This is a genomic window from Novosphingobium sp. B1, from assembly GCF_900176395.1.
Taxonomy (GTDB): domain Bacteria; phylum Pseudomonadota; class Alphaproteobacteria; order Sphingomonadales; family Sphingomonadaceae; genus Novosphingobium.
Window position 1 is genome coordinate 37,625 of the sequence record NZ_FWXL01000002.1, and the last position, 20,074, is coordinate 57,698.

The following is a 20,074-nucleotide window of genomic DNA, read 5'->3' on the forward strand; positions in this document are numbered from 1 at the left end:
CCTGCGATAATTTAATCGTTGATTAGATTATCGCGCGCCGAAGTCAATCGTCCTCCACCGGGATGTGTCGCGCACGGATCCGCAAGCTCGCCTCAAGCGTCTGCCCTTCTGCCAGCATCGCCATGCGTTCGGGCTCGCGATTGATCGCGTCGGTCGGGTGCGTCAGCGGTTCGACGCAGAAGAAGTCGCCATCCTGCCCGACATAGACCCCGGTGCAGGACAACGCATCGGACGGCTCCATCTCGATCTGCAGACCGCTCGCCGGTCGTCGGATCGTAAGCGCTCCTGCGCGCCCCTCCTGGATTGTATCGACGACACGGCTGATGACAGGCGCGCCTTGCCACCAGTCGACCGCCTCGCCCGCATCGACGAGGACCAGCGGCAGGCCATCGGCCGAAGTTTTCCATTCGCTGCGATGCAGGCCATGATACACGGCACTGGCATCGCCCGGAAAGTAGGGGTGAAAGCCCAATCCTGCTGGCATGGCACCGGATCCAAGGTTGGTTACGCTCATGTGCATTCGCACACCGTCCATAGCCACCGAAACGTGCTGTTCAGCGTGATAGCGCCAAGGCCACTCCCCTTCGGCATAGTCGTGGACCAGCCGGATTGACGACGCATCATGCGAGATCAGCTTCCACGGGCGCACCCAGCCATAGCCGTGCAGGGCGTGGGGATGCCAGCCATCGGGGAAGTTGGACGGCAAGCAATGGTCGCCCCCCTCTAAAACAAATCGACCTTGCGCAATGCGGTTGCAGAACGGCACGATGGGAAAGCATGCCGCGTCGAGAATGTGCCCGGTTCGCGCCCTGCGGAACAGCGGCAACCCCTTCCAGTCGAGGCTGCGCAGAGAACCGCCGATGTCCGGCGCTATCACTACTTCGTAATCCGCCGCTACCAGCGTCACCAGGCCGTCTTCATCCATGCCGGTCTTTGATCATTGATCAGATTGACTGACAACCCGCCCGCTACAGTCCGTTGAAATGCCTGCAGTTACCAACCCTAATGAGCAGGAGCGGGCGCTTTCCATCTGGCCAGAAGGCGGTTTGCTGTTAGGGAAGGCATCCGAAAGCCGTCAGGATTGTCCGTTCGCCCGAGAGATTTGATGCCCGCCAAGAAGCCCTATCACCGCGAGAACCTGCGCCGCGACCTCCTCGATGCCGGCCGCGAATACGTGCGGCAGCATGGGCACCACGGGCTGTCGATCCGCACGCTCGCCCAGCAGGTCGGCGTCTCGCCAGGCGCGCCCTACCACCACTTCCCCGATCGCCGCTCGCTCCTGCTGGCGCTGGCCATCGAAGGCTTCGAGGAAATGCTCGACGGTGCCGAGCAGGTCCGCCGCAGCACCGTCGCCCCGGCGGAAAAGCTCAGCCGCATGGGCCTGCTGTTCATCCGCTTTGCCGAAACCAACCCCTTCCTGCTCGATCTCATGTACGAGAGCGAGCTGACTTCCCCGGTGCTCGATCCGGCGCTGCTCGATTACCAGCTCAAGGGGCACTTCAACTTGCGCGACCACCTCCGCGCCGCGCTTCCCGGCTTGACCGATGACGAAGCCGACCTGCGCGTGATCGCCTTCTGGTCGGCGATCTACGGGTTCTCCTCGATGCGCAAGAAGGGCGTCATCCGGCCGAGCGAAAGCGCGGTGCCGACTGTCGACATCGCCGAAGCCATCGTCGCCCGGGCCGCACTGGCCGCTCTGGCGGACTGACCGCCCTAACACGCCGATCCATGGCGCGTTGCCGCGCTCGCATGATGGCGCCCCGTCGCAATCAAAGCAGTGCTTAGATTCCCGCTTGACGCCCCGCCGGCGCCAATTTAATCACCGATCAAATAGACCGGCCGACGAGGTGCCGGCTGTTGATCTCGGGAGGGAGAGCCATGAAGACCACTGCCATTCTGCTTGCCACGTCCGCCCTGTCGCTGGGCACGCCGGCCTTTGCGCAAACTGCCGGACAGGCCGATGAGGCGAACGCCGCCGATCGCGGCGTCGGCGACATCATCGTCACCGCCAACCGTATCGAGACGACGGCGCAGGACACGCCGATCGCGCTCAACGTCTATACCGGCGCTGACCTTGCCGAAAGCGGTATCAATTCAGTGCGCGACTTGTCGTCGATCGACCCCAGCCTCAACGTCTCAAGCTCGAACAGCTCGGCCTATGTCGCGGTGCGCGGCATCGCCTCGACCGACGTCACCGAGCTGGGCGATCCATCCGTGCCCGTCTCGCGCGACGGGTTCTTCACCAACCGCGCCTATTCGATCAACACCTCGATGTACGACGTTGCCCGCGTCGAAGTCCTGAAAGGTCCGCAAGGCACGCTGCAGGGGCGCAATTCGACCGGCGGCCTTGTCAGCATCATCACAAACCGGCCCAAGTTCAAGAACGAGGTTTCCGCCTCGTTCGAATACGGCAACTACGACACGACCAACGCCGACGCCGCCGTCAACCTCGCCCTGTCGGACAACTTCGCGCTGCGCGCCTCGGGCGTGTTTCTCAAGCACGATGGCTACCGCCGCCAGGTCGGCGTGATGAAGTCGGCCGACAACGAGGACTTCAAGTCCGGCCGCATCCAGGCCCGCTTCGCCAAGGACGGGCTCGAACTGTGGGTTTCCTACCAGCGCGACGATCGCGACACCGATGGCGAGGCCGTGCTCAAGAACACGCTGGGCGCGTCCCAGCCGAGCTTCGACCCGCTTCCCGCCTTCCGCAGCGATTCACCGACCCGCACCGTGCTCAAGGGCGAACGCATCCGCTGGGAAGCCAGCTACAGCGGCCTCGGCAACCTCAACCTGATCTACTCGGGCGGATGGGACAAGCAGCAATTTGACCTCACGCTCGACGCCACCGGCCCCAACTACCCGGCCAACCGCCAGTACCTCAACACCCAGGCGCCGACGACGTGGAACCACGAAGTGCGCGTCAGTAACGAGAAGACCGGCAAGCTGTTCATCCAGGCTGGATATTTTCACTTCTCGGAAGACAACGCGCTCAGCGCCGGGCTGTACAACCGCGAGATGACCGGCCTGTTCGCGCCGGGCGGACCGCTCTCCTTCGCGCCCAACGCCGACCAGTCGTTCCGCTACGGCATTGCCTTCGACTTCGCGATCAAGACCAGGTCCGACGCCGTGTTCGCCCAGGCCGATTATGACCTTACCGAACAGCTCCAGCTTTCGGTGGGCGCGCGCTACACCTGGGACAAAAAGTCGCGCACCGGCAATTCCCGTCTGGTCCTGCCCGCGCTCGCATTCCCGCTGTGCGCCAACAGCTTCCCCGCACCCGGTTCTTGCCCGCCGTTCCCCATCGTGAATTCGGGCAATGGCGAGACCAGGGAGAGCAAGCCGACCTGGCACCTCGGCCTCAACTGGCGCCCGGGATCCGGCCGCCTGATCTATGCCAAGTACGATCGCGGCTACAAGTCGGGCGGCTTCAACTCGAACGGTTCGGTCGCCGCCACGCCCTATGGCGCCGAGCAGGTCGACGCGTTCGAGATCGGCACCAAGAACACGCTCATGGGCAATGCCCTGCAGCTCAACTTCGCGGCCTTCTACTTCAACTACAAGGGCTACCAGGCACAGCAGAGCACCTGCCCGACCTGCTCGACCGGCGTGTTCAACGTCGGCAGCGCCCGCGTCCTCGGCCTCGAAGGGCAGGTCAACGCCCGCCTTGCCCAGAACACGAAGCTCTACCTCAACAGCACCCTGCTCAACACGAAGTTCGGCGACAACATCATCGTCACCAACGGCAACAACCAGAACGTCGACATCAGCAAGAACCAGCTGCCCAACGCCCCGCACTTCACCGCCTCGATGGGCTTCGAACAGGGCGTGCCGCTGGGCGATCACCTGCTCACGTTCCGCGCCGACGGCAAGTACTCGTCGAGCTACTACTTCTCGGCCTTCAACCTGTCGCAGATCCGCTCGCCGTCCTACTTCCTCGGCAACCTCTCGGCCTCGATCGAGCCAAACGCGGGTGGCTGGAAGCTGCAGGCCTATGTCCGCAACGTCTTCAACAAGAACGTGCTGTCGTTTGCCGAGCAGAACTTCAACGGCTTCAGCGACAACTACCAGTTCCAGCCGCCCCGCACCTACGGCGTGCGGGCCAGCGTGAACTTCTGATCTGACAAGCATACCGGCGGGAGAGGATGCCCATGGCGCCCTCTCCCGCCATGCAGGAGCAAGACATGCCCGGTTCGTTCAAATACGGTGTTTCAACCTACAGCTACGTCGACGACTACGGTTCCGTGATGACGCTGGAGGACGCGTTCGATCACATCGCAGATACCGGAGCCACCGGCATCGAGATCCTCGGCGAAGGCCAGATCGAAGGCTATCCCAACCCCTCCAGCCAGTTCCTCGACCGCTGGTTCGGCCTGCTCGACAAGTACAAGCTCGAACCCACCAACATGTGCTCGTGGGTCGACATGCGCATCACCCTGCAGCGCAACCTCACCGTCGAGGAAGGCGCCGCAGAGCTCGAACGCGACTTGCGCCTTGCCCACCAATTGGGCTTCAAGTTCCTTCGCCCCAAGTTTGGCGTGCTCTCGCACGACCTGATCCCCGAACCGCAGTGGGAAGCCTATGCCGAGCGCAACCTCGACCTTGCCCACAAGCTCGGCGTGGTGATCTGCCCGGAAATCCACGCGCCCACGCCGATCAAGCATGAAGTGGTCGATGGCTACATCAACTTCATCGAGCGCACCGGCACGAAGAACTTCGGCCTGATGATCGACACCGGCATTTTCCAGGACCGCCCGCTGACGCACTGGGGTTCGCACCAGATCAACGACGAGGCGCGCAAGCACATGGAGTTTCTCAACGGCATCAAGGTTCCGCCCGAACACTTCCTCGACGTCGCGCAGTACGTCGTCTTCATCCAAGCCAAGTTCCACGACATCGACGAGAACCTCGAAGACCAGAACATCCCGTGGCAGCCGGTGATCTCGGCAATCAAGCGCTCGGGCTATTCGGGCTACCTGTCGAGCGAATACGAAGGCTGGCGCGCGCCTTGGCGCTCGATCGACCAGGTCCGCCGCCAGCACGTGCTGCTGCGAAAGCTGGAGCGCGAGTACGATGAGGGCAAATTCGCCTGACACCTTCAGCCCAACAAGATCCTCCGGAGAACACCATGCTCGAACATCAGCTCATCCAGAGCACCGGCTTCCGCAATTTCGGCCCTGTCGGTGCGCGTGAAGGCTTTGCCATCCGCATCCGCATTCCCAACTATCACGGCACCCGCCTCTCGCAATTGGACGGCTTCGACGTCACAGTCGACGGCGTTTTCTATGACCATGAGATCAACCGCTTCGGCATCCGCGACGAAGTCTACACCATGGCCGAAATGCGGGAGGAGATTACCGCACGCTGGGGCCTCACCGAATGGGGCGAAATCCTCGTCGACAAGCCGGGCGGGCTTGAGCCAGGAGTCCACAAGATCGAGGTCGTCGCCCGCATCCGGTATTCCTACTTCCCGCCTGACGTCCACATCTTCCCGATGCACGCCGAACGTTTTGGCACCATCTGCATCGCCTGACGGAGCGCGTCTCCGGCAATCTTAACATCGCGCTATGACCCCATCGAGAACACGAAGGTTTCAGCACAAATGACGCAGCAGTTTGGCCGAAACGGCGACGACTACATCCTCACGCCAGAGGAGATCGCCCAGTTTCATCGCGATGGCTACATCACCCTTCGCGGCGTGATGACCGAGGATGAACTTGCCCCGCTCGAGCCCGAATTCGAGCGCTTCATCCGCGGCGAAGTCAGCGGCATGGGCAAGGATTTCTGCGACATGTCCGGACCCTACGACCGGGAGTTCGAGAACTTCAGCCTCGTCAACGCGGTGCTGCCACGCCATTACGAACCGACGTTGCGCGACAACCTTTACGAGAGGCGAGCCGCTTCGATCTCGCGGCAGCTGCTGGGAGAAACGGCTACGCTGGACTATGATCAGTTCCTGGCAAAGAGGCCCGCAAAGCCCGATGCCGTTTTCACCATGCATCAGGATCTGGGTTACTGGCCAACCGGAACACCCGAGCCGCTCACCGCCACCTGCAGCCTCGCGCTAGACGATGCCGATCTGGAAAACGGTTGCCTCAAGGTCGTGCCAGGATCACAGAAGCAGGGCCTGCGTCCCCACCGTCCGCTGTTGGGAGAGGATCGCAGCAATTCTCATATCCTCAGCGTCGAACTGACCGATGCCGATACTGTGGTCGACCTGCCACTGAAGCGCGGCGACATCACGGTGCATGATGAGTTGATCGTTCACGGTTCGGGTGGGAATACCTCGCCGGACCGCTGGCGGCGCACCTATATCGTCGCGTTCCGATCAAAGGCCTGCGTAGAGTTCGAGCGTTCGATCGGCTTCACGCACTCCCACAACGATACGATCACCTGGGAAACGCACCTCGGCGCGCTCACCGCTTGAACATGGCCAAGGCGGCTGCCTGAAAGCCATTCGACCGCGCAGGGCCTGCACCTGCGCGGTCTGATCATTGGCGTCGGCTGACCCTTAGATGGCTGGGAAATCGACCTCGGTGCCGGCCACATTATTAATCAGGTTGGTGAAGAAGTTTTCGGCTACCACTGCCACGATCTCGATGATCTGGCCCTCGCTGAACCCCGCCTCACGGATGGCTGCAAGGTCATCGGCGGTTACCTTGCCTCGCGTTGCAGCAACCCTGTGGGCAAAGGCCGTTGCCGCTGCGGCTCTTGGCTCGGCGGAAGTGCCCCGCCGTGCCAGATCCACCTCCTCCCGGCTAAGCTTTGCAAACGTGTAGCCGGTAAAGGTGTGGGCGGCATCGCAATATTCGCAGCCATTCACTGCCGCCACGGCCAGGGCGATGCGTTCGCGGGTCTTGAGGTCGAGCGCCTTGCCGAGCCCTTGGTTCAGCGCGGCGTGGGCATTGATCACCGCCGGGCTGTTGGACAGGACGCGGAAAAAGTTTGGAACGCGGCCCAACCTGCCGTTTATTGCCTCGAGCGTTTCCTGCGATCCGGCGGGCGCCGCTGCCGGTTGGGGAATGTTGATGCGTGACATAAGATCATTTCCCTTCGATTTTGGGTCGCTCGCCGCTCAGGCGCCGGTCGGAATGGGGTTTTCGACAAGGCTCTGGTTGAAGGCTTCGAACAAGGCGTGCTCGCCTGCGCCGGGATTGTCGCGCATCGCCTTGATGCCTTCGACGATCACCTCGGGGGCATCGGTTGCCAGCGCCACCAGGGTTTGCTCGATGAAGTCAGGCAGCGGCATCGCGCGCGGATCGCCGCTCTTGTAGATGAGGTCGGTATCGACCCACGGCGGCGCGATTTCCTGCACCCGCACCCCGGTGTCGCGCAGCTGGAACCGCTGCGACAGCGCGTAGGAATGGAGCGCGGCCTTAGTGGCGGAGTAGATTGCGTTGCTGGCGATCGGCACATAGGCAAGCACGCTGCTGGTATAGAGCACCGTCGCTTCCGCCTTGGTCTTCAGATGCTCGATCAGGGCGGAGGTCACCCGAATCGGGCCGAGCAGGTTGGTGGTGATCAGCTCCTGCGCCAGATCGTCATCCACCGGCCCGCTCACATCGTCGAATGGCATGAAGCCTGCGTTGTTGAACACGACGTTGAGGTCAGGGAAGCGTTCGACCAGTTCGCTGGCCGCGCCTTGGATGCTCTCGAGGCTGGTCACGTCCAGCTGGATCGAGGCCATGCCCCGATTGGCTGCGGTCACCTCGTCGAGCAGCGCGGTGCGGCGGCCCGAGATGATCACCTGATTGCCAAGCTTGTGCAGCGCCTCGGCCAAGCCACGGCCGATGCCGCTGGTTCCGCCGGTGATGAAGATGGTGTTGCCGGTGAGTTTCATGGCGAAGTGTCCTTTGTCTGGGGAGAATGGCAGGAGGGAGGGATCAGGCTGCGACGTGGAAGCGCGGGGCGGAACGGGTGGCCGAAAGCTGCGGGCCGAGCGCGGCGCGGGCGGCCTCGAAGGCGTTCCACAGTGCGATATCGCGCAGCGCCGGGATCGTGGCTGTCTCACCCTGATCGAGGCCGGCCAGCGCGGCATCGACCATGTCTTCAGCGTCCATCACGATCTCGCTCGGCAGGTGCTCCACCGGCAAGCCGCCCAGTGCCCAGAAGTCGGTGCGGGTAGCGCCGGGCAGCACGGCTTGAGCGCGGATGCGCTTGTCGGCCAGTTCGTGGTTCAGCGAGGTGGTGAAGGCCTGAACGAAGGCCTTGGTACCACCATAGACGCCGTTGAGCAGTTCGGGGGCGACTGCCACGATCGAGGCAATGTTGATCACCGTGCCGCCGCCGCGCGCCACGAAGCCCGGCACCGCGGCATAAGTCAGCCGCATCAGCGCGGTGACGTTGAGCTGCACCATCGCCGCCATCTTCTCGACATCGCTTTCCAGCAGCGTGGTGTGCGTGCCGACCCCGGCGTTGTTGACCAGCGCGGTCACGCTCGCATCCTCGCGCAGCACCTTCTCGACGCGGGCGAGATCGTCGGCATTGCCGAGGTCGGCAGACAGCACCTCCACCGTGCGGCCGGTCTTGTCCGAGATCTGCGCGGCGAGCGTCTGCAGCTTGTCTTTGTTGCGGGCAACGAGGATGAGGTCATAACCACGGGCGGCAAGGCGATCGGCATAGATTGCGCCAATGCCGGTCGACGCGCCTGTGATCAGAGCGGTTCCCTTGAAATTCGTTGTCATGGTCGTGGTCCTTCCTGATGTCGGGGGGAGCGCCATCGCTCTCGACACGGACCTTATGGACGCGAAGTGCCGTGACTGATATGACGTAGAAAATACGTTTTTCTGCCATTCCATGTTGGAGGCCAAATGCCACACGTTTCGATGGTTCTGACTCCCGGCTTCCAGTTCCTCGCGCTTGGCGTGCAGGCCGCGTTCGAACTCGCCAATGCGGTGAAGGATGAGGCCTATTACACCCTGTCGATCGCCTCGGTCGAAGGCGGGCCGGTCACCTCGTCCAGCGGCTTTGCCGTACCCACCATCCCCCTCGCCGAAGTCGGCCAGGTAGATACCCTGCTGCTTCTCGCCGGTCTCGTGCCCCCGCCCCCTCAAGACGAGGCAACGCTCGGGACCCTGCGCACCATGGCGCGAGAATCGCGCCGCGTGGCAGGGCTGTGCACCGGGGCTTTCCTGTTGGGACAAATGGGCTTGCTCGATGGCCGCCGCGCCACCACGCACTGGTCCTATGCCCGCCAGATGCGCGAGGACTTCCCAAACGTCCGTGTCGAGGACGATCGCATCTTCATCAACGAAGGCGCGGTGTGGACTTCGGCAGGGCTGACGGCTGGCCTCGACCTTGCCATTGCCCTGATCGAAAAGGACCTGGGCCGCGACATGGCCGGTGCCATCGCCCGCCGCCTGGTCATGCATCACCGCCGCGCCGGTGGGCAGTCTCAGCACTCCGAACTGCTCGAACTGGCCCCGAGCAGCGACCGCATCCAGAGGGCGGTGATCTTTGCCAAGGCCCACCTCGCCAATCCGTTGACGGTGGAGGAACTGGCCGAAGTCGCCGCGCTATCCCCCCGCCAGTTCGCCCGCGCCTTCCGCGCCGAAACTGGCCAGACCCCGGCCAAGGCGGTCGAGCAGATGCGCCTGGAGGCCGCGCGGCTGATGATTGAGGAAACCCGCCACCCGATGGACCAGATCGCGCGCGAAGCGGGGTTTGTCGACATCCGCCGCATGCGCGAGGCGTTTATGCGCCAATACGGTCAACCTCCGCAGACCTTGCGCAGGCTGGCAAGGGCGGCCTAGGCATAAGACAACCGCAGCGGTGGGCCAGCCAGGGCGGGAAATCTCGATCAGAACAACAAGATCATGTCGATGAGTCCGCCTGCAACGTTCGCAATATTGTGCCCCACGATCGCTGGCAGGATCGATCCAGTCTTGAGCCGAACCATGGCGAGGACCACCCCGGCGAATGCAGTGTAGCAGAACAGCCCGAGCAGCCTGAAACCGCTCGCTTCCAGACCATGCAGCGCCGCAAACGGCACTGCTTGGAGCAATGCAGCCAGACAGATGATAAATGGCGATCTGGGTCGGGAGCCGAAGGCCGCGAGCAAGCATCCGAAAAGGAGTCCGCGAAAGCCCAGTTCCTCAGCCAATCCCGGCATGGTCGCCTCGTAGACGAAGTATTCGATCCCGTGGCGCTGCGGCTGATCTCCGATGGCAAGGCCCACCACAAGCCCGACGACAGCAATCGCCAGACCTGAAAGGATACTCCAACGAACCCAGGATGGCTCAGGCCGCCGCCATGCCAGGATGGATTTCCAGTTCTTCAGGAACATGGCCAGCACAAGCACGGCAAGTGCGCTCAGGATCTGTTGGCCCCATCCCATGGTCAGGCCAAGTTTCAGCGCGCTTTGCAGCATGCTGCCGCCGATTACGCAGGCAAGATAGAACCCAAAGCCGAGAATTGCCCAGACGAGATAGCGCCTGCTCGACTGCACCTGCAACGCCGGATCAGTATTGAACAGCGCCATCCCATTCGCAGTCGAGGTCATCCATCGTCCTTCGCACTTATCTTCATGGCGATGGGTATTCGTGCAAGGCGCGGCATTGCAATTGCGCGCAAAGCTTTTTCAACAGGACGTCGGTATTGGTGCTCAGCCGAACTTCTTCGCCAGCACCGCAGCCACCGCCTCAGCGTCTCCCGGTTCGACCGGAGCCTTGTAGATGTTGATCATCTTGGCCACCGAATCCTTCCAGAACTGCGCGCCTTTCCCGCGGGGCTGTGTCACGATGTATTCGAGCGAATGGCAGGTGGAGCAGTTGTTCCGCACGACCTCGCTTTCGGCATCGGCCAATTCTGCTGGTGTGGTTTCCTCAGGGGCGGTGAACGTCACCGGCTTTGCCGCAAGCGCGGTGGACAGAAGCGCCGCAGCACTGACGAGAATGATCGGTGCGCGGCGCATCATGCGACCTCCAGCTTGAGCTTTTCTACGACATTGCGCATGTAGCCGGCGGGTTGCCAGCGCTGCTCAAGCGGCTGCGTCTCGCCATCGGCCGTCATCGCGCGGACCATGATTGCATGACTGCCCCTTTGCAGGTCAACGCCCAGCCGCCACTCCCGGAACGAATAGCGCCCGAGGTCCTCGCCCAGCCGTGCTTCCTGCCAGGTCTGCCCGCCATCTGCCGAAACAAGGACGCGCGCGATGTTGGAGCCACCGGCAAACGCTATGCCGCGCAGTTCGACCGGCCGCCCTGCCGCAACCTTTGCGCCATCGGCGTGGCTGGTGACGAACGAGCGCACGTTGAACCGCCCGATCGGCCTGGTCTTTTCCAGCTTTTGGCCGGGCACCAGGCAATTGCAGTCGTTGTCGGGGATGCGATAGGCGGTTTTCATCCAGTACCCGTCGAACTGGGCATCGACCACGGTGATCTCGTTCAGGTGCTTGACCCAGTAGGTGCCATAGTGACCCGGCACGATCAGGCGCAGCGGATAGCCATTGAGGTAGGGCAAGTCCTGCCCGTTCATCTGGAACGCGACCATGACCTCGCCATCACGGGCGTGGTCGAGGTCGAGCGCCTTGACGAAGTCGGGTATGACGTCGAGCGGCGGATTGTCGAGGCCATTGAACGTGACCTGCCGCGCGCCTTCGCGCACGCCAGCCCGGTCGAGCAGCGCCTTGAGCGATACCCCGCGCCAACGCGCATTGCCCATGGCGCCGTTGCCAAGCTGCCCGCCACCAACGCGGGGTTCGACAAAGCCACGGCTGTTGCCCGAACACTGGTTGACCGCAACGATCTCCTGCACTGCAAAGTCGCGCTTGAGAGAGGCCAGCGAAAGTTCGAGCAGCTTGCCGACATGGCCACCGATCTTCAGACGGAACCTTGCGGGGTCGACGGCATCGGGAAGACCGGACAGGTGATACCGCACGAAGAAGGCATCGTTAGGCGTGATCAGGCCCTGATTGAACACCTCGAACGGTGTCTCGAGCTGCGGCGGGCGCGTTGTCAGCAGTATCATCTCCCGCTTCTGCGGAAACTTCACCAGTGGTCGAACGCCATTGGCAAACGGCATCTCCACCGACTTTGCCAAGCCCACCGCCGGCGCTGACGCAAGCGCAAGGCCGGAAGCGGTCAGGAATTCCCGGCGGCCCCAGTTTCGCACGTCCACTTGGTTCATCTGTAATCCTGTCAGTGATTCAATTGCGGAAGTAGCCCAGCCAAGTGACGTTTGCGCACCATCGCCGCACAACGCGAAGACCACTTCGCCGGGTAAGTGGCGCAAAATCAGGTGCCTGCACAAGTCGGGATGCGTTTGATGCCCGATGAAAATTGGCCGGTGGATTGCTCCACCGGCCCAAGGTACCGCATGCGCTGCGGATACGATGTCAGAAGGTCGCCTTGATGGTGCCGCCGAATGTGCGGGGATCGCCTATCTGTCCGGCGATCAGCCCGGTGTTACCGCCGGTGCCCGCAAGCAGCAGTTCGGCGTAGTCCTGATCGAATGCGTTGCGCACCCAGCCGAAGATGTCGAAACGGTCGGTGCGGAAGCCCACGCGGAAGTTATGCAGCGAGTAACCCGGCACATTCGTGTAGATCGATGGCGACGGGTTTGACGACCAGCTCGAGCGATAGCTTGCGTCGTAGCCGAAATAGGCCTGCCCCTCTTCACCGAAAATCGGCGTCGGCAGATTGAACTCGGCTCCCCATGCTGCCGCCCACTTCGAAACGCCCGGCAGCGGCGAGCCCGAGATGTCGACGAACGGTGGGCTTACCGCCCCCGGCGTACCCGGCGCGCCGATCGTGCCGGTGTAAGTGCACTTTCCGGTGACGACGATGCCGGTGCTGGAACCGCCGGAAAGTTCAGGCGGCGGGGGCGCGTCGCAGAACTTCTCGAAGGTGGCGTCGGTGTAGGCGACATTGGCATAAGTGCTGAAGCGGTCGCTGGGGCGCAAGGAAAGGTCGGCCTCGATGCCGCGCGAGCGCACCTTCTCGGCATTGGCGAGATAGCCACGCACCGTGCCAAGCTGGCCATTGCTGACGCTGGCCTGGAAATCCTTGATCTCGGTCCAGAAGCCGGTGACGTTGAACGTGGCCTTGCGATCCCAGAACTGGGTCTTGAAGCCGGCTTCGAAGTGATCGACCTTTTCGGGCTTGATCGTGAAGACCGATGCGATCGGCACGCCATTGGCATCAGCGGGAACGCCGTTGAGGTTGATGCCGCCGGTCTTGAACGAGCGGGCGTAGGTCGCATAGACGTTGATGTCCGGCGTGATCTTGTACCGCACGTTGAGATCGTACGACAGATTCCAGGCGCTGAACGTCGGCTCGAAGAACTGCGATGCCTGGATGCCGCGCAACTGCGTGATCCATGGATCGCTGTAATAGGGCGAACCAGGCACGGGCGAGACAACCTGCCGCGTCCCGTCCGAGGCATTGCCGGTCACCGTCGAATTGTAGAGCCCCTTCTTGCGATCATAGTTCACGCGGATGCCAGGTGAAATCACCAACGCGTCGGTCACGTCCCAGTTGAGCTTGCCGAACAGCGCAGCGCTGGTGTTGTCGAGACGGATGTCGTTGACCGCGACCAGGTTGTTGGCGACGTTGGGATTGTTCGAAAGGGCGTTGGTGGGGTTGAGCAGCCACTTGCTCGCCGCCGAACCGGTCTGCTGGATGCCGCTGGTGCGGATCGACTGGTGGAAGCCGAACAAGCCGATCACGAAATCGTAACCCGAACCCTTGTGGTTCCAGCGCAGCTCCTGCGTGTACTGGTTCTGCTTCGTGGGATTGTTGACCTTGGTATAGACCGGCAGGCCGGTGTAGTCGCGGTCGTTGGCCGGACCCCAGTCCCAGTAGCGCCAGGCCGTGATCGAAGTGATCGTGTTGCTTTCGTCAAGGTCCCACAGCGCCTTGGCCGAAAGGCCGCCATGCTCGTTGCGGGCGGCAAGCTGCGCGTCGACGTCGGTCAGGCGATCGAACGGATCGACGTTGGGCAGCGGATAGTCGGCGCGGGGATAGCCGGGGAAGTAGCTCAGCAGCGCCGGCAACTGGCGGTTCACGGCGCGCTGCGTCTTGCCATAGCTGTAGAACGGCAGCGCGCAGCAGATCGGGTCCTGCAGGTTCCAGTCCCCCGAAAGCGTTACGCTCAGATCGGACTTCGGCTTCCACAGCAGCGCCCCGCGCACGCCGATGTTGTCGATCGACTGGATGTAGGTGTTGGTCGCGACATTGAAGATCGTGCCGCGGCGGCTGGTGGTCGAGGCGCTGATGCGCGCTGCCAGCGTATCGGACAGCGGGCCGGTGATCGTCGCCTTTCCCTGCTTGAAGTTCAGGTTTCCCAGCGTCACCTCGGCCTTGCCGCCAAAGTCGAAACTGGGCGGGGTCGTCGTGATGTTGATCGCGCCCGCCGTGGTGTTCTTGCCATAGAGCGTGCCTTGCGGCCCGCGCAGCGTCTCGATCTGCTGCACATCCACGAAGTCGAGCGTCGCCGAAGCGATGCGGTTGTAATAGACATCGTCGATATAGATGCCGACACCCTGCTCGAAGCCGTCGTTGGTCAGGCCGAACGGCGCACCGATCCCGCGGATGTTGATGAAGGTGTTGCGCGGGTTCTGGGTGTAGAACTGCAGCGTCGGCTGGATCTGCGTGAGGCGGGAGATATTGAAGGTCCCCTGTGCCTCGAGACGACCGGCATCCACGACCGATACCGCAATCGGCACCGACTGCACGTTCTCGGAGCGGCGCCGCGCGGTCACGACGATATCGCCGCCACCCGCCGGTGCCTGATCGGCATCAGCCGGCGCATAGGCAAGCACCTCGGCAGCAGCGGTTTCGGGTCCCGAGCTCTCAGTGGCAAAAGCCGGCATGGCAAATGGGGCGAAGGCGAACGAAGCCGCCCCCGCACGAAGCAGGTTCTTTACACGCATTGCATTGACCTCATGAATTCAGACCAATGCTTCCGGTGGTCCGGTCAGCAATGTTGATTTGCTTTTTTTACCCTGCGACGTGGCGGCCTTGCCTTTGCACAGTAAGGCGGCGCTTTTCCGTCACGTCGATCTGCACGATCCGCCCTTCATGCAGCGTGATATTCACCGAGCCGAACTGGATGCCCGCGATTGCTTCGGAAACGGCATCATATTCGGCAGCAGAGATGGTCCGGGTGGCCGTGGCGGACACGGCTGAAAGCCCTCTGTTCGTCATAGTCCATCCTCATGCAAGGCGACGATTCGCCCGCTACACAAACTCTAGTTATCTTATAGAGATTTGAGATCAAGCCCAATCGACGATAGGTTTTCTATTCGGGCCAAGCTGATGCCATGCAACGTCGCCTCGTCAGAAAACCGAAATTTATCTAATTATGTCAGTCACCTGGATTGTCCTGCGGTTGGTGCTTGGCCGCACAAGAATTTCTATGGAACCGCCAATTTCGCTCACCATGGTGATAATCAAGTATTATAGTAGAGTTTTTCATCGAAGCGGTGCTCATCGGAATTGCCAATGCCGACCAACATGCAAACTGCGCTGCCATCCTCCGCTGTCACAGCGTGCGAACCGCCGCACGCGCATCCTGACACCCGCCGATGAAGCGCGCGCTCATCATCCGGCACGTCCCGCGCGAAGGCGTGGCGGGCTTTCGTGAGCCAATCGAGGCGGCAGGTTACGCCGTCGACCGCATCGACGTGACGGACCCGGAATTCGCTTCGCTCGATCTTTGCAACCATGATCTGCTGATCATGATGGGCGGTCCGATGGGGATCTATGAACAGGATCAATATCCCTGGATCTCCTGCCAGTTGCGTCGGCTTGAGAAGAGGTTAAATGCCGATCTTCCAACACTTGGCGTCTGTTTTGGCGCGCAGATGATGGCCGCCGCAATGGGAGCTAGCGTTTACGCAGGTCGCGTCAAGGAAGTGGGCTTCCACCCGGTAACGGTTCGGGCAGATATACCGGCCAACCCTCTCCATCACCTCGTCGGCGTACCCGTGCTGCATTGGCACGGCGATACCTTTACCTTGCCCGAGGGCGTGGAACTTCTTGCCTCCAGCCATCTTTACCAACATCAGGCATTCCGTCGGGGCCAGAACCTTCTCGCGCTGCAGTTCCACGCCGAGATGGGCGAGGATGAGCGCTTCCATCAGTGGATCGAGACTTGGCCGGAATCCGTGGTGGAAGCCGGCGGCACCGAGGAAGACCTGCGCATCGCACACGATCTGCACGGACCGAGGGCCGTTGCTGCCGGGCGTTCGATGATCGCAGAATGGATCGCGGGATTGCAGCACTGAGCAAATCCCGCGATCGCCTGCGCGCCGAAGCCCGACGATCACCGCGCTGGCAGACCCAGCCAGCGTGCTGTGCCAGGTAATCTGCGCAGGATGGCAAATTCAAGCAGCAACAGAATAACCAACGAGATCGCCAGCATCGGCAGCAGCAAGCTGAGCAACAAGGTTAGCGCCACGACACCGCCCATGCGGACTGGCTGCTTGTTGGGCGTGGGTGCGCCAAGCTTGTCTGCGGGCTTGCGCCGGCGCCACATGACGAACCCTGTCACCGATAGCGCCGTCAGCATCAGTGCGGTGCACACGCCGATCACCTGGTTGATGACACCGAACAGATGGCCTTCATGCCAAGCCACGCCATAGCCCACCACGCGGTCGATCACATGCTTCTCCGCAAAGGTTTCGCGCGAGGTCTGACGGCCGGTCATCGGATCGTAGGTCAGCGACACGCGCAATGGACGATTCTGCGTGTCGGAGCGAACAGACCACGCGCTCGTCGCCTTTCCGCCGAAGCGTTGCGGCCCGCCGGGCGGCGTCACGATGACCGGAAAGGCAAGATGCTGACTCTTCGCTTCCGCAACGATTTCCCCAAGCGTCACCGGTGGCGTGGTCATGATCGATCCATCAGGCATCACGTGGCTGCCCACAGGCATCGTCGAAGTGTGCATGCTCATCGCACGATGACGGTGCTCGGCATGTTCGTCTGCGTCGGCGGGCCGGCCGCCGATTGTCCACTCCTGCTTGCCCTTCACCCAGCCCATCTCGGCCCGGACCATCTTGAACGCACTGCCCCAGACGTCGGCCCAGGGCAGGCCTGTCAGCAACAGGACCATCGCAAGACCCGCAACCCAGAAGCCCGTGACGGCATGAAGATCGCGCCACGCGACTTTCGCCCCCAGACCGAAGCGCGGCCAGACAACGCCGGCAAGACCACGCTGCGAAGGCCACCACAGGTAGAGTCCGCTCAGGATCATCACGATTGCCCAGCTTGCCGCCAGTTCGACAAGCCAGCTCCCGCGCTCGCCCAGAAGCAACTGGCCATGGACGTCATGAACGATCTGCATGATCCGCTGTTCGGGGTCGAGTGAGCCTGCAACCGTGCCTTGAGGTGACACGAACACGTCGCGCATCGGCTTTGCACCGTCCTGCGCGCCTGCCAGTGCGAGATGGACCAGCACGGCGTCGCCCTCCGCTTCCGGCAGGCGATAGGATGCGAAGCTGCTACCGGGAAAGGCCGCAATTGCCGCCGCGACCTGCGCATCGGGCGAAACCGAGCCTGCCACCGGATAGCCGCGCCAGGCGCGTTCCTCCCAGCGTTCGACCTGCGGCTTGAAGAGATAGGCTGCTCCCGTCAGCGAAAGCAGCAGGACCATCGGCATGACAAACAGCCCTGCATAGAAATGCCAGCGCCAGATGGTGCGATAAAGCGTCATCCGGTTCATCGTCACATCCTCCAACCAGCTTCGACAAGAAACGTGCGCTGGGGATATGGATGAAACACCCAGGCACGGTCATTGGTCAGGTTGTCGATCCCTGCTGACACGCGAACTTGCTCGGACATCCTCCAGTTGATGCGGACATCCATCGCGAACAGCTCGGACGTAAACCCGAAAGTGTCGCCGCGCTGCAGCCCGAACAGGTCGGTGTTCGGACGGCTGGCGTAGCGCAGGCCGAGATAGCCTTGCAGGCTCTCCGAGAAATCGTAGCGCATGTTGGCGTTGACGCGCCATTTGGGAATGCGGGGGAATTGCACGCCTTCCGCCGCTGGCGCGGAAGGATTCCGCAAGGTCTTGGCGTCTGTGTAGGCAGCATTGAAATCCGCCTGCAGGCCCTCGACCGGCCAGTCGTGCATCTCGACGATCCCTTCGAAGCCGAACTGGCGCGTGAGGTCGATGTTCTTGAAGTTCGAAGTCAGCACGCCGCTGCGGTTGAACCCGGTAAACGAGAAGATTGCATCGTCGACGCGCTGAAAGAACGCCGAGCCGACAAGTTTGAACCGCTCGAGATCGTGCGCAATCACCAGATTGGCATCCTTGCTCCTCTCTGGCTTGAGCGCCGGATCGAAGCTGTCTGGATTGAAGGCGCCATCGCCGTTCAGGCTGCCCTGGAACAGCTCTCCCACCGTGGGATAACGGGTTGCCATGGCGAGACTGAGCTGGAGGCTTGTCTCTGCGCCAAGACGATATTCGAACGACAGGCTGGGATTGAACGAACCTCTGTGGCGCGTCGCGTAGATGTTCGAAACCGGCTTGCCTGCCAGTGGTCCTGTACCAAGCCGGGCCAGCCCGCCATCATAGGCGCGCCAGTTGTCATAGCGGGCACCAAGCGTCACCGTCAGCGGATCGAGGACGATACGCGCCTCGCCCCAGGCCGAAAGCTGGCGGGTCTTGCCGAAAGTCCGTGTCGCGAAGGACTTGCCGGCCCCGCTCTGCCACGCCGCGAGATTGTAACGCGTCTGGTCCGTGCGGTAGGCGTTCGCCGTCAGTCCTGCGGCCAGTTCGCGCCTCGCAGTCTTGTTCTCGACCGTGATATCCCCGGTCCACCAGCCGGTCGGGCCCTGTTCGGCCAGTGTTCCGGCCGTATTGTTCTTTCCGGCCAGATAGCCGTTGGACGTGAACACATCCGTGCGCGGCACCTGATAGGTTGAAACCACAAGGCGCAGCGTTGTGTCCCCTGAAAGAGGCGCGGCCAGCTTCACGCCTGCGAGAAGCTCGTCGCGAAGTGTTCTCGAAAAGTTGGCTCCTGCGGCAGTATAGGTCTGCGTGCCGATCGTTACCCGCCCCTCGCACACGACATTGCCGGCGCTATCACGCAAATAGCAATCCGGCGCGGTCTGGCTGTCCTCGTTGTGCCAATAGGCGAGCAGGACCTGCGCGGTGATGCTGCCATCGTCGAAACCGACCTTCAGCTTGGCCTGTTCCTGTGTGATCCGGGCTGGCGACTGGGCTGCAAAGTATGGGTTCGTTGCATTGCCGGGGGCTCCGGGAATGCCGGTCCCTGCCGCAGTGGCGCGGACATGTTCCGGGTCGACAACGGCACCAGTAACCACTGTGCCCGTAGCGCCGCGCACCGGTGTGAGACCAAGGTATGTCATCGGCTGCCCGGTGTTGCGGAAATGGCGCCCCGTCAGGCGCAGCGACCACGGACCGTTCTTTTGCCTGAGGCCGATGCCAGCTTCACTGGAGAAGCCGCGGTAATCTTCATGGGTCGAGAACTGGTCATAAGGCTGGATGAAGCCCTGCACCGTGGCAAAGGCTTCGGTTTCGCGCGGATCGCGGGTCGTGATGTTGACGATGCCGCCCATCGCATTGCCGACATAGCGTGACGAGTAAGGGCCATAGACGATATCGAACTGCTCGACCTCGCCAGGGCCGACCACGCCCCACTTGGGCGCGAATGCGAAACTGTTGCCAAGGAAGTTCGACACGACGAAGCCGTCGACCATGGTCAATGTGCGGGCGCTCTGGGTGGAGTGCGTTCCGCGAAAGCCGGGGACGCCGTTGCTGTCTCCTGCATAGCGTTTGCGCACGAAGAAGTTGGGCGCGTACTTGATCAGGTCCTCAGTGTTGAAGGCGTTGACGGCGGCGAATTGCTCGGCACCCAGGCTGATCGCAAGACCGCGCGGGGCAATCTCGATGGGAGCGTCCTTTTGCCCCAAGACCAGGATCGGATTTGCCTCAGCGGCAGCATCGGTGCTGTCGGTTTCGTCGGCAAGTGCGGGCGCGGCAAGGCTCAGCGCCACGCCAAGCGCGATAAGTGAAGTCTTCATGGAAGGGTGTCCGTCCCTCGCCCCAGCGCAGCCAAAGGCGCCGAAGCTGTCTGTCAGAAATGCTCCGCCTGCAGCGAAGCGAGAAA

The 20,074-nt window shown here is 62.2% G+C and carries 18 protein-coding genes; 7 read left to right on the forward strand and 11 right to left on the reverse strand.

The genetic code is table 11. The features are described 5' to 3' along the window. Positions 1 to 43: 43 nt before the first annotated feature. Positions 44 to 925, reverse strand: a complete 882-nt coding sequence (locus B9A23_RS03850; protein ID WP_084277562.1) for an aldose 1-epimerase — start codon at positions 923 to 925, stop codon at positions 44 to 46. 180 nt (positions 926 to 1,105) lie between these two features. Between B9A23_RS03850 and B9A23_RS03855 the strand changes: the two genes are divergently transcribed. From B9A23_RS03855 to B9A23_RS03875, 5 genes are all read left to right on the forward strand, one after another. Next, a complete protein-coding gene (locus tag B9A23_RS03855) occupies positions 1,106 to 1,708 on the forward strand; it encodes a TetR/AcrR family transcriptional regulator (protein WP_084277563.1) in 603 nt (200 codons plus the stop codon). A 170-nt stretch (positions 1,709 to 1,878) separates the two neighbouring features. Further along, on the forward strand, positions 1,879 to 4,116 hold the full coding sequence (locus B9A23_RS03860; RefSeq protein ID WP_084277564.1) for a TonB-dependent receptor: 2,238 nt from the start codon (positions 1,879 to 1,881) through the stop codon (positions 4,114 to 4,116). Positions 4,117 to 4,181: 65 nt separating this feature from the next. Continuing rightward, positions 4,182 to 5,090 carry a sugar phosphate isomerase/epimerase family protein gene (locus tag B9A23_RS03865; RefSeq protein WP_084277871.1) on the forward strand — a complete coding sequence of 303 codons (909 nt, stop codon included), beginning with the start codon at positions 4,182 to 4,184 and terminating at the stop codon, positions 5,088 to 5,090. A 35-nt stretch (positions 5,091 to 5,125) separates the two neighbouring features. Next, positions 5,126 to 5,530 carry a C-glycoside deglycosidase beta subunit domain-containing protein gene (locus B9A23_RS03870; RefSeq protein WP_084277565.1) on the forward strand — a complete coding sequence of 135 codons (405 nt, stop codon included), beginning with the start codon at positions 5,126 to 5,128 and terminating at the stop codon, positions 5,528 to 5,530. Between the two features lie 69 nt (positions 5,531 to 5,599). Then, complete coding sequence (locus B9A23_RS03875) at positions 5,600 to 6,424, forward strand: phytanoyl-CoA dioxygenase family protein (RefSeq protein WP_084277566.1); 825 nt, start codon at positions 5,600 to 5,602, stop codon at positions 6,422 to 6,424. Between the two features lie 84 nt (positions 6,425 to 6,508). Here B9A23_RS03875 and B9A23_RS03880 read toward each other — a convergent pair whose 3' ends face one another. From B9A23_RS03880 to B9A23_RS03890, 3 genes are read right to left on the reverse strand one after another with little or no spacing between them, the layout of a single operon-like run. Beyond that, the gene (locus B9A23_RS03880; protein ID WP_084277567.1) at positions 6,509 to 7,036 is read right to left on the reverse strand and encodes a carboxymuconolactone decarboxylase family protein; all 528 of its coding nucleotides are present in this window, start codon (positions 7,034 to 7,036) and stop codon (positions 6,509 to 6,511) included. A 36-nt stretch (positions 7,037 to 7,072) separates the two neighbouring features. Continuing rightward, positions 7,073 to 7,837, reverse strand: a complete 765-nt coding sequence (locus B9A23_RS03885; RefSeq protein WP_084277568.1) for an SDR family oxidoreductase — start codon at positions 7,835 to 7,837, stop codon at positions 7,073 to 7,075. 43 nt (positions 7,838 to 7,880) lie between these two features. Continuing rightward, positions 7,881 to 8,681 (reverse strand): SDR family NAD(P)-dependent oxidoreductase, encoded by an 801-nt coding sequence (locus B9A23_RS03890; RefSeq protein WP_084277569.1) that lies wholly within the window; start codon positions 8,679 to 8,681, stop codon positions 7,881 to 7,883. A 126-nt stretch (positions 8,682 to 8,807) separates the two neighbouring features. Here B9A23_RS03890 and B9A23_RS03895 point away from each other — a divergent pair, with 126 nt between their 5' ends. Further along, entirely contained in the window at positions 8,808 to 9,749 is a 942-nt protein-coding gene (locus B9A23_RS03895; protein WP_254894969.1) for a GlxA family transcriptional regulator, read from the forward strand. A 47-nt stretch (positions 9,750 to 9,796) separates the two neighbouring features. Here B9A23_RS03895 and B9A23_RS03900 read toward each other — a convergent pair whose 3' ends face one another. The 5 genes from B9A23_RS03900 to B9A23_RS03920 all read right to left on the reverse strand — a co-directional run bounded on the left by B9A23_RS03900 (position 9,797) and on the right by B9A23_RS03920 (position 15,143). Continuing rightward, on the reverse strand, positions 9,797 to 10,498 hold the full coding sequence (locus tag B9A23_RS03900; RefSeq protein ID WP_084277571.1) for a CPBP family intramembrane glutamic endopeptidase: 702 nt from the start codon (positions 10,496 to 10,498) through the stop codon (positions 9,797 to 9,799). Positions 10,499 to 10,600: 102 nt separating this feature from the next. Further along, positions 10,601 to 10,912 carry a SorB family sulfite dehydrogenase c-type cytochrome subunit gene (locus B9A23_RS03905; protein ID WP_084277572.1) on the reverse strand — a complete coding sequence of 104 codons (312 nt, stop codon included), beginning with the start codon at positions 10,910 to 10,912 and terminating at the stop codon, positions 10,601 to 10,603. Continuing rightward, positions 10,909 to 12,123, reverse strand: a complete 1,215-nt coding sequence (locus tag B9A23_RS03910) for a SorA family sulfite dehydrogenase catalytic subunit (protein ID WP_084277573.1) — start codon at positions 12,121 to 12,123, stop codon at positions 10,909 to 10,911. Before B9A23_RS03910 ends, B9A23_RS03905 begins: the two co-directional genes overlap by 4 nt. Before the next feature lie 208 nt (positions 12,124 to 12,331). After that, positions 12,332 to 14,869 carry a TonB-dependent receptor gene (locus B9A23_RS03915; RefSeq protein WP_084277574.1) on the reverse strand — a complete coding sequence of 846 codons (2,538 nt, stop codon included), beginning with the start codon at positions 14,867 to 14,869 and terminating at the stop codon, positions 12,332 to 12,334. A gap of 67 nt (positions 14,870 to 14,936) precedes the next feature. Further along, a complete protein-coding gene (locus B9A23_RS03920; RefSeq protein ID WP_084277575.1) occupies positions 14,937 to 15,143 on the reverse strand; it encodes a YezD family protein in 207 nt (68 codons plus the stop codon). A gap of 380 nt (positions 15,144 to 15,523) precedes the next feature. Between B9A23_RS03920 and B9A23_RS03925 the strand changes: the two genes are divergently transcribed. Beyond that, positions 15,524 to 16,225 (forward strand): glutamine amidotransferase, encoded by a 702-nt coding sequence (locus B9A23_RS03925; RefSeq protein ID WP_084277576.1) that lies wholly within the window; start codon positions 15,524 to 15,526, stop codon positions 16,223 to 16,225. 38 nt (positions 16,226 to 16,263) lie between these two features. Here the strand turns inward: B9A23_RS03925 and B9A23_RS03930 are convergent, their stop codons facing one another. Further along, positions 16,264 to 17,661 (reverse strand): PepSY-associated TM helix domain-containing protein, encoded by a 1,398-nt coding sequence (locus B9A23_RS03930; protein ID WP_084277577.1) that lies wholly within the window; start codon positions 17,659 to 17,661, stop codon positions 16,264 to 16,266. A gap of 2 nt (positions 17,662 to 17,663) precedes the next feature. Then, positions 17,664 to 19,988 carry a TonB-dependent receptor gene (locus B9A23_RS03935; protein WP_084277578.1) on the reverse strand — a complete coding sequence of 775 codons (2,325 nt, stop codon included), beginning with the start codon at positions 19,986 to 19,988 and terminating at the stop codon, positions 17,664 to 17,666. Between the last annotated feature and the right edge of the window lie 86 nt (positions 19,989 to 20,074).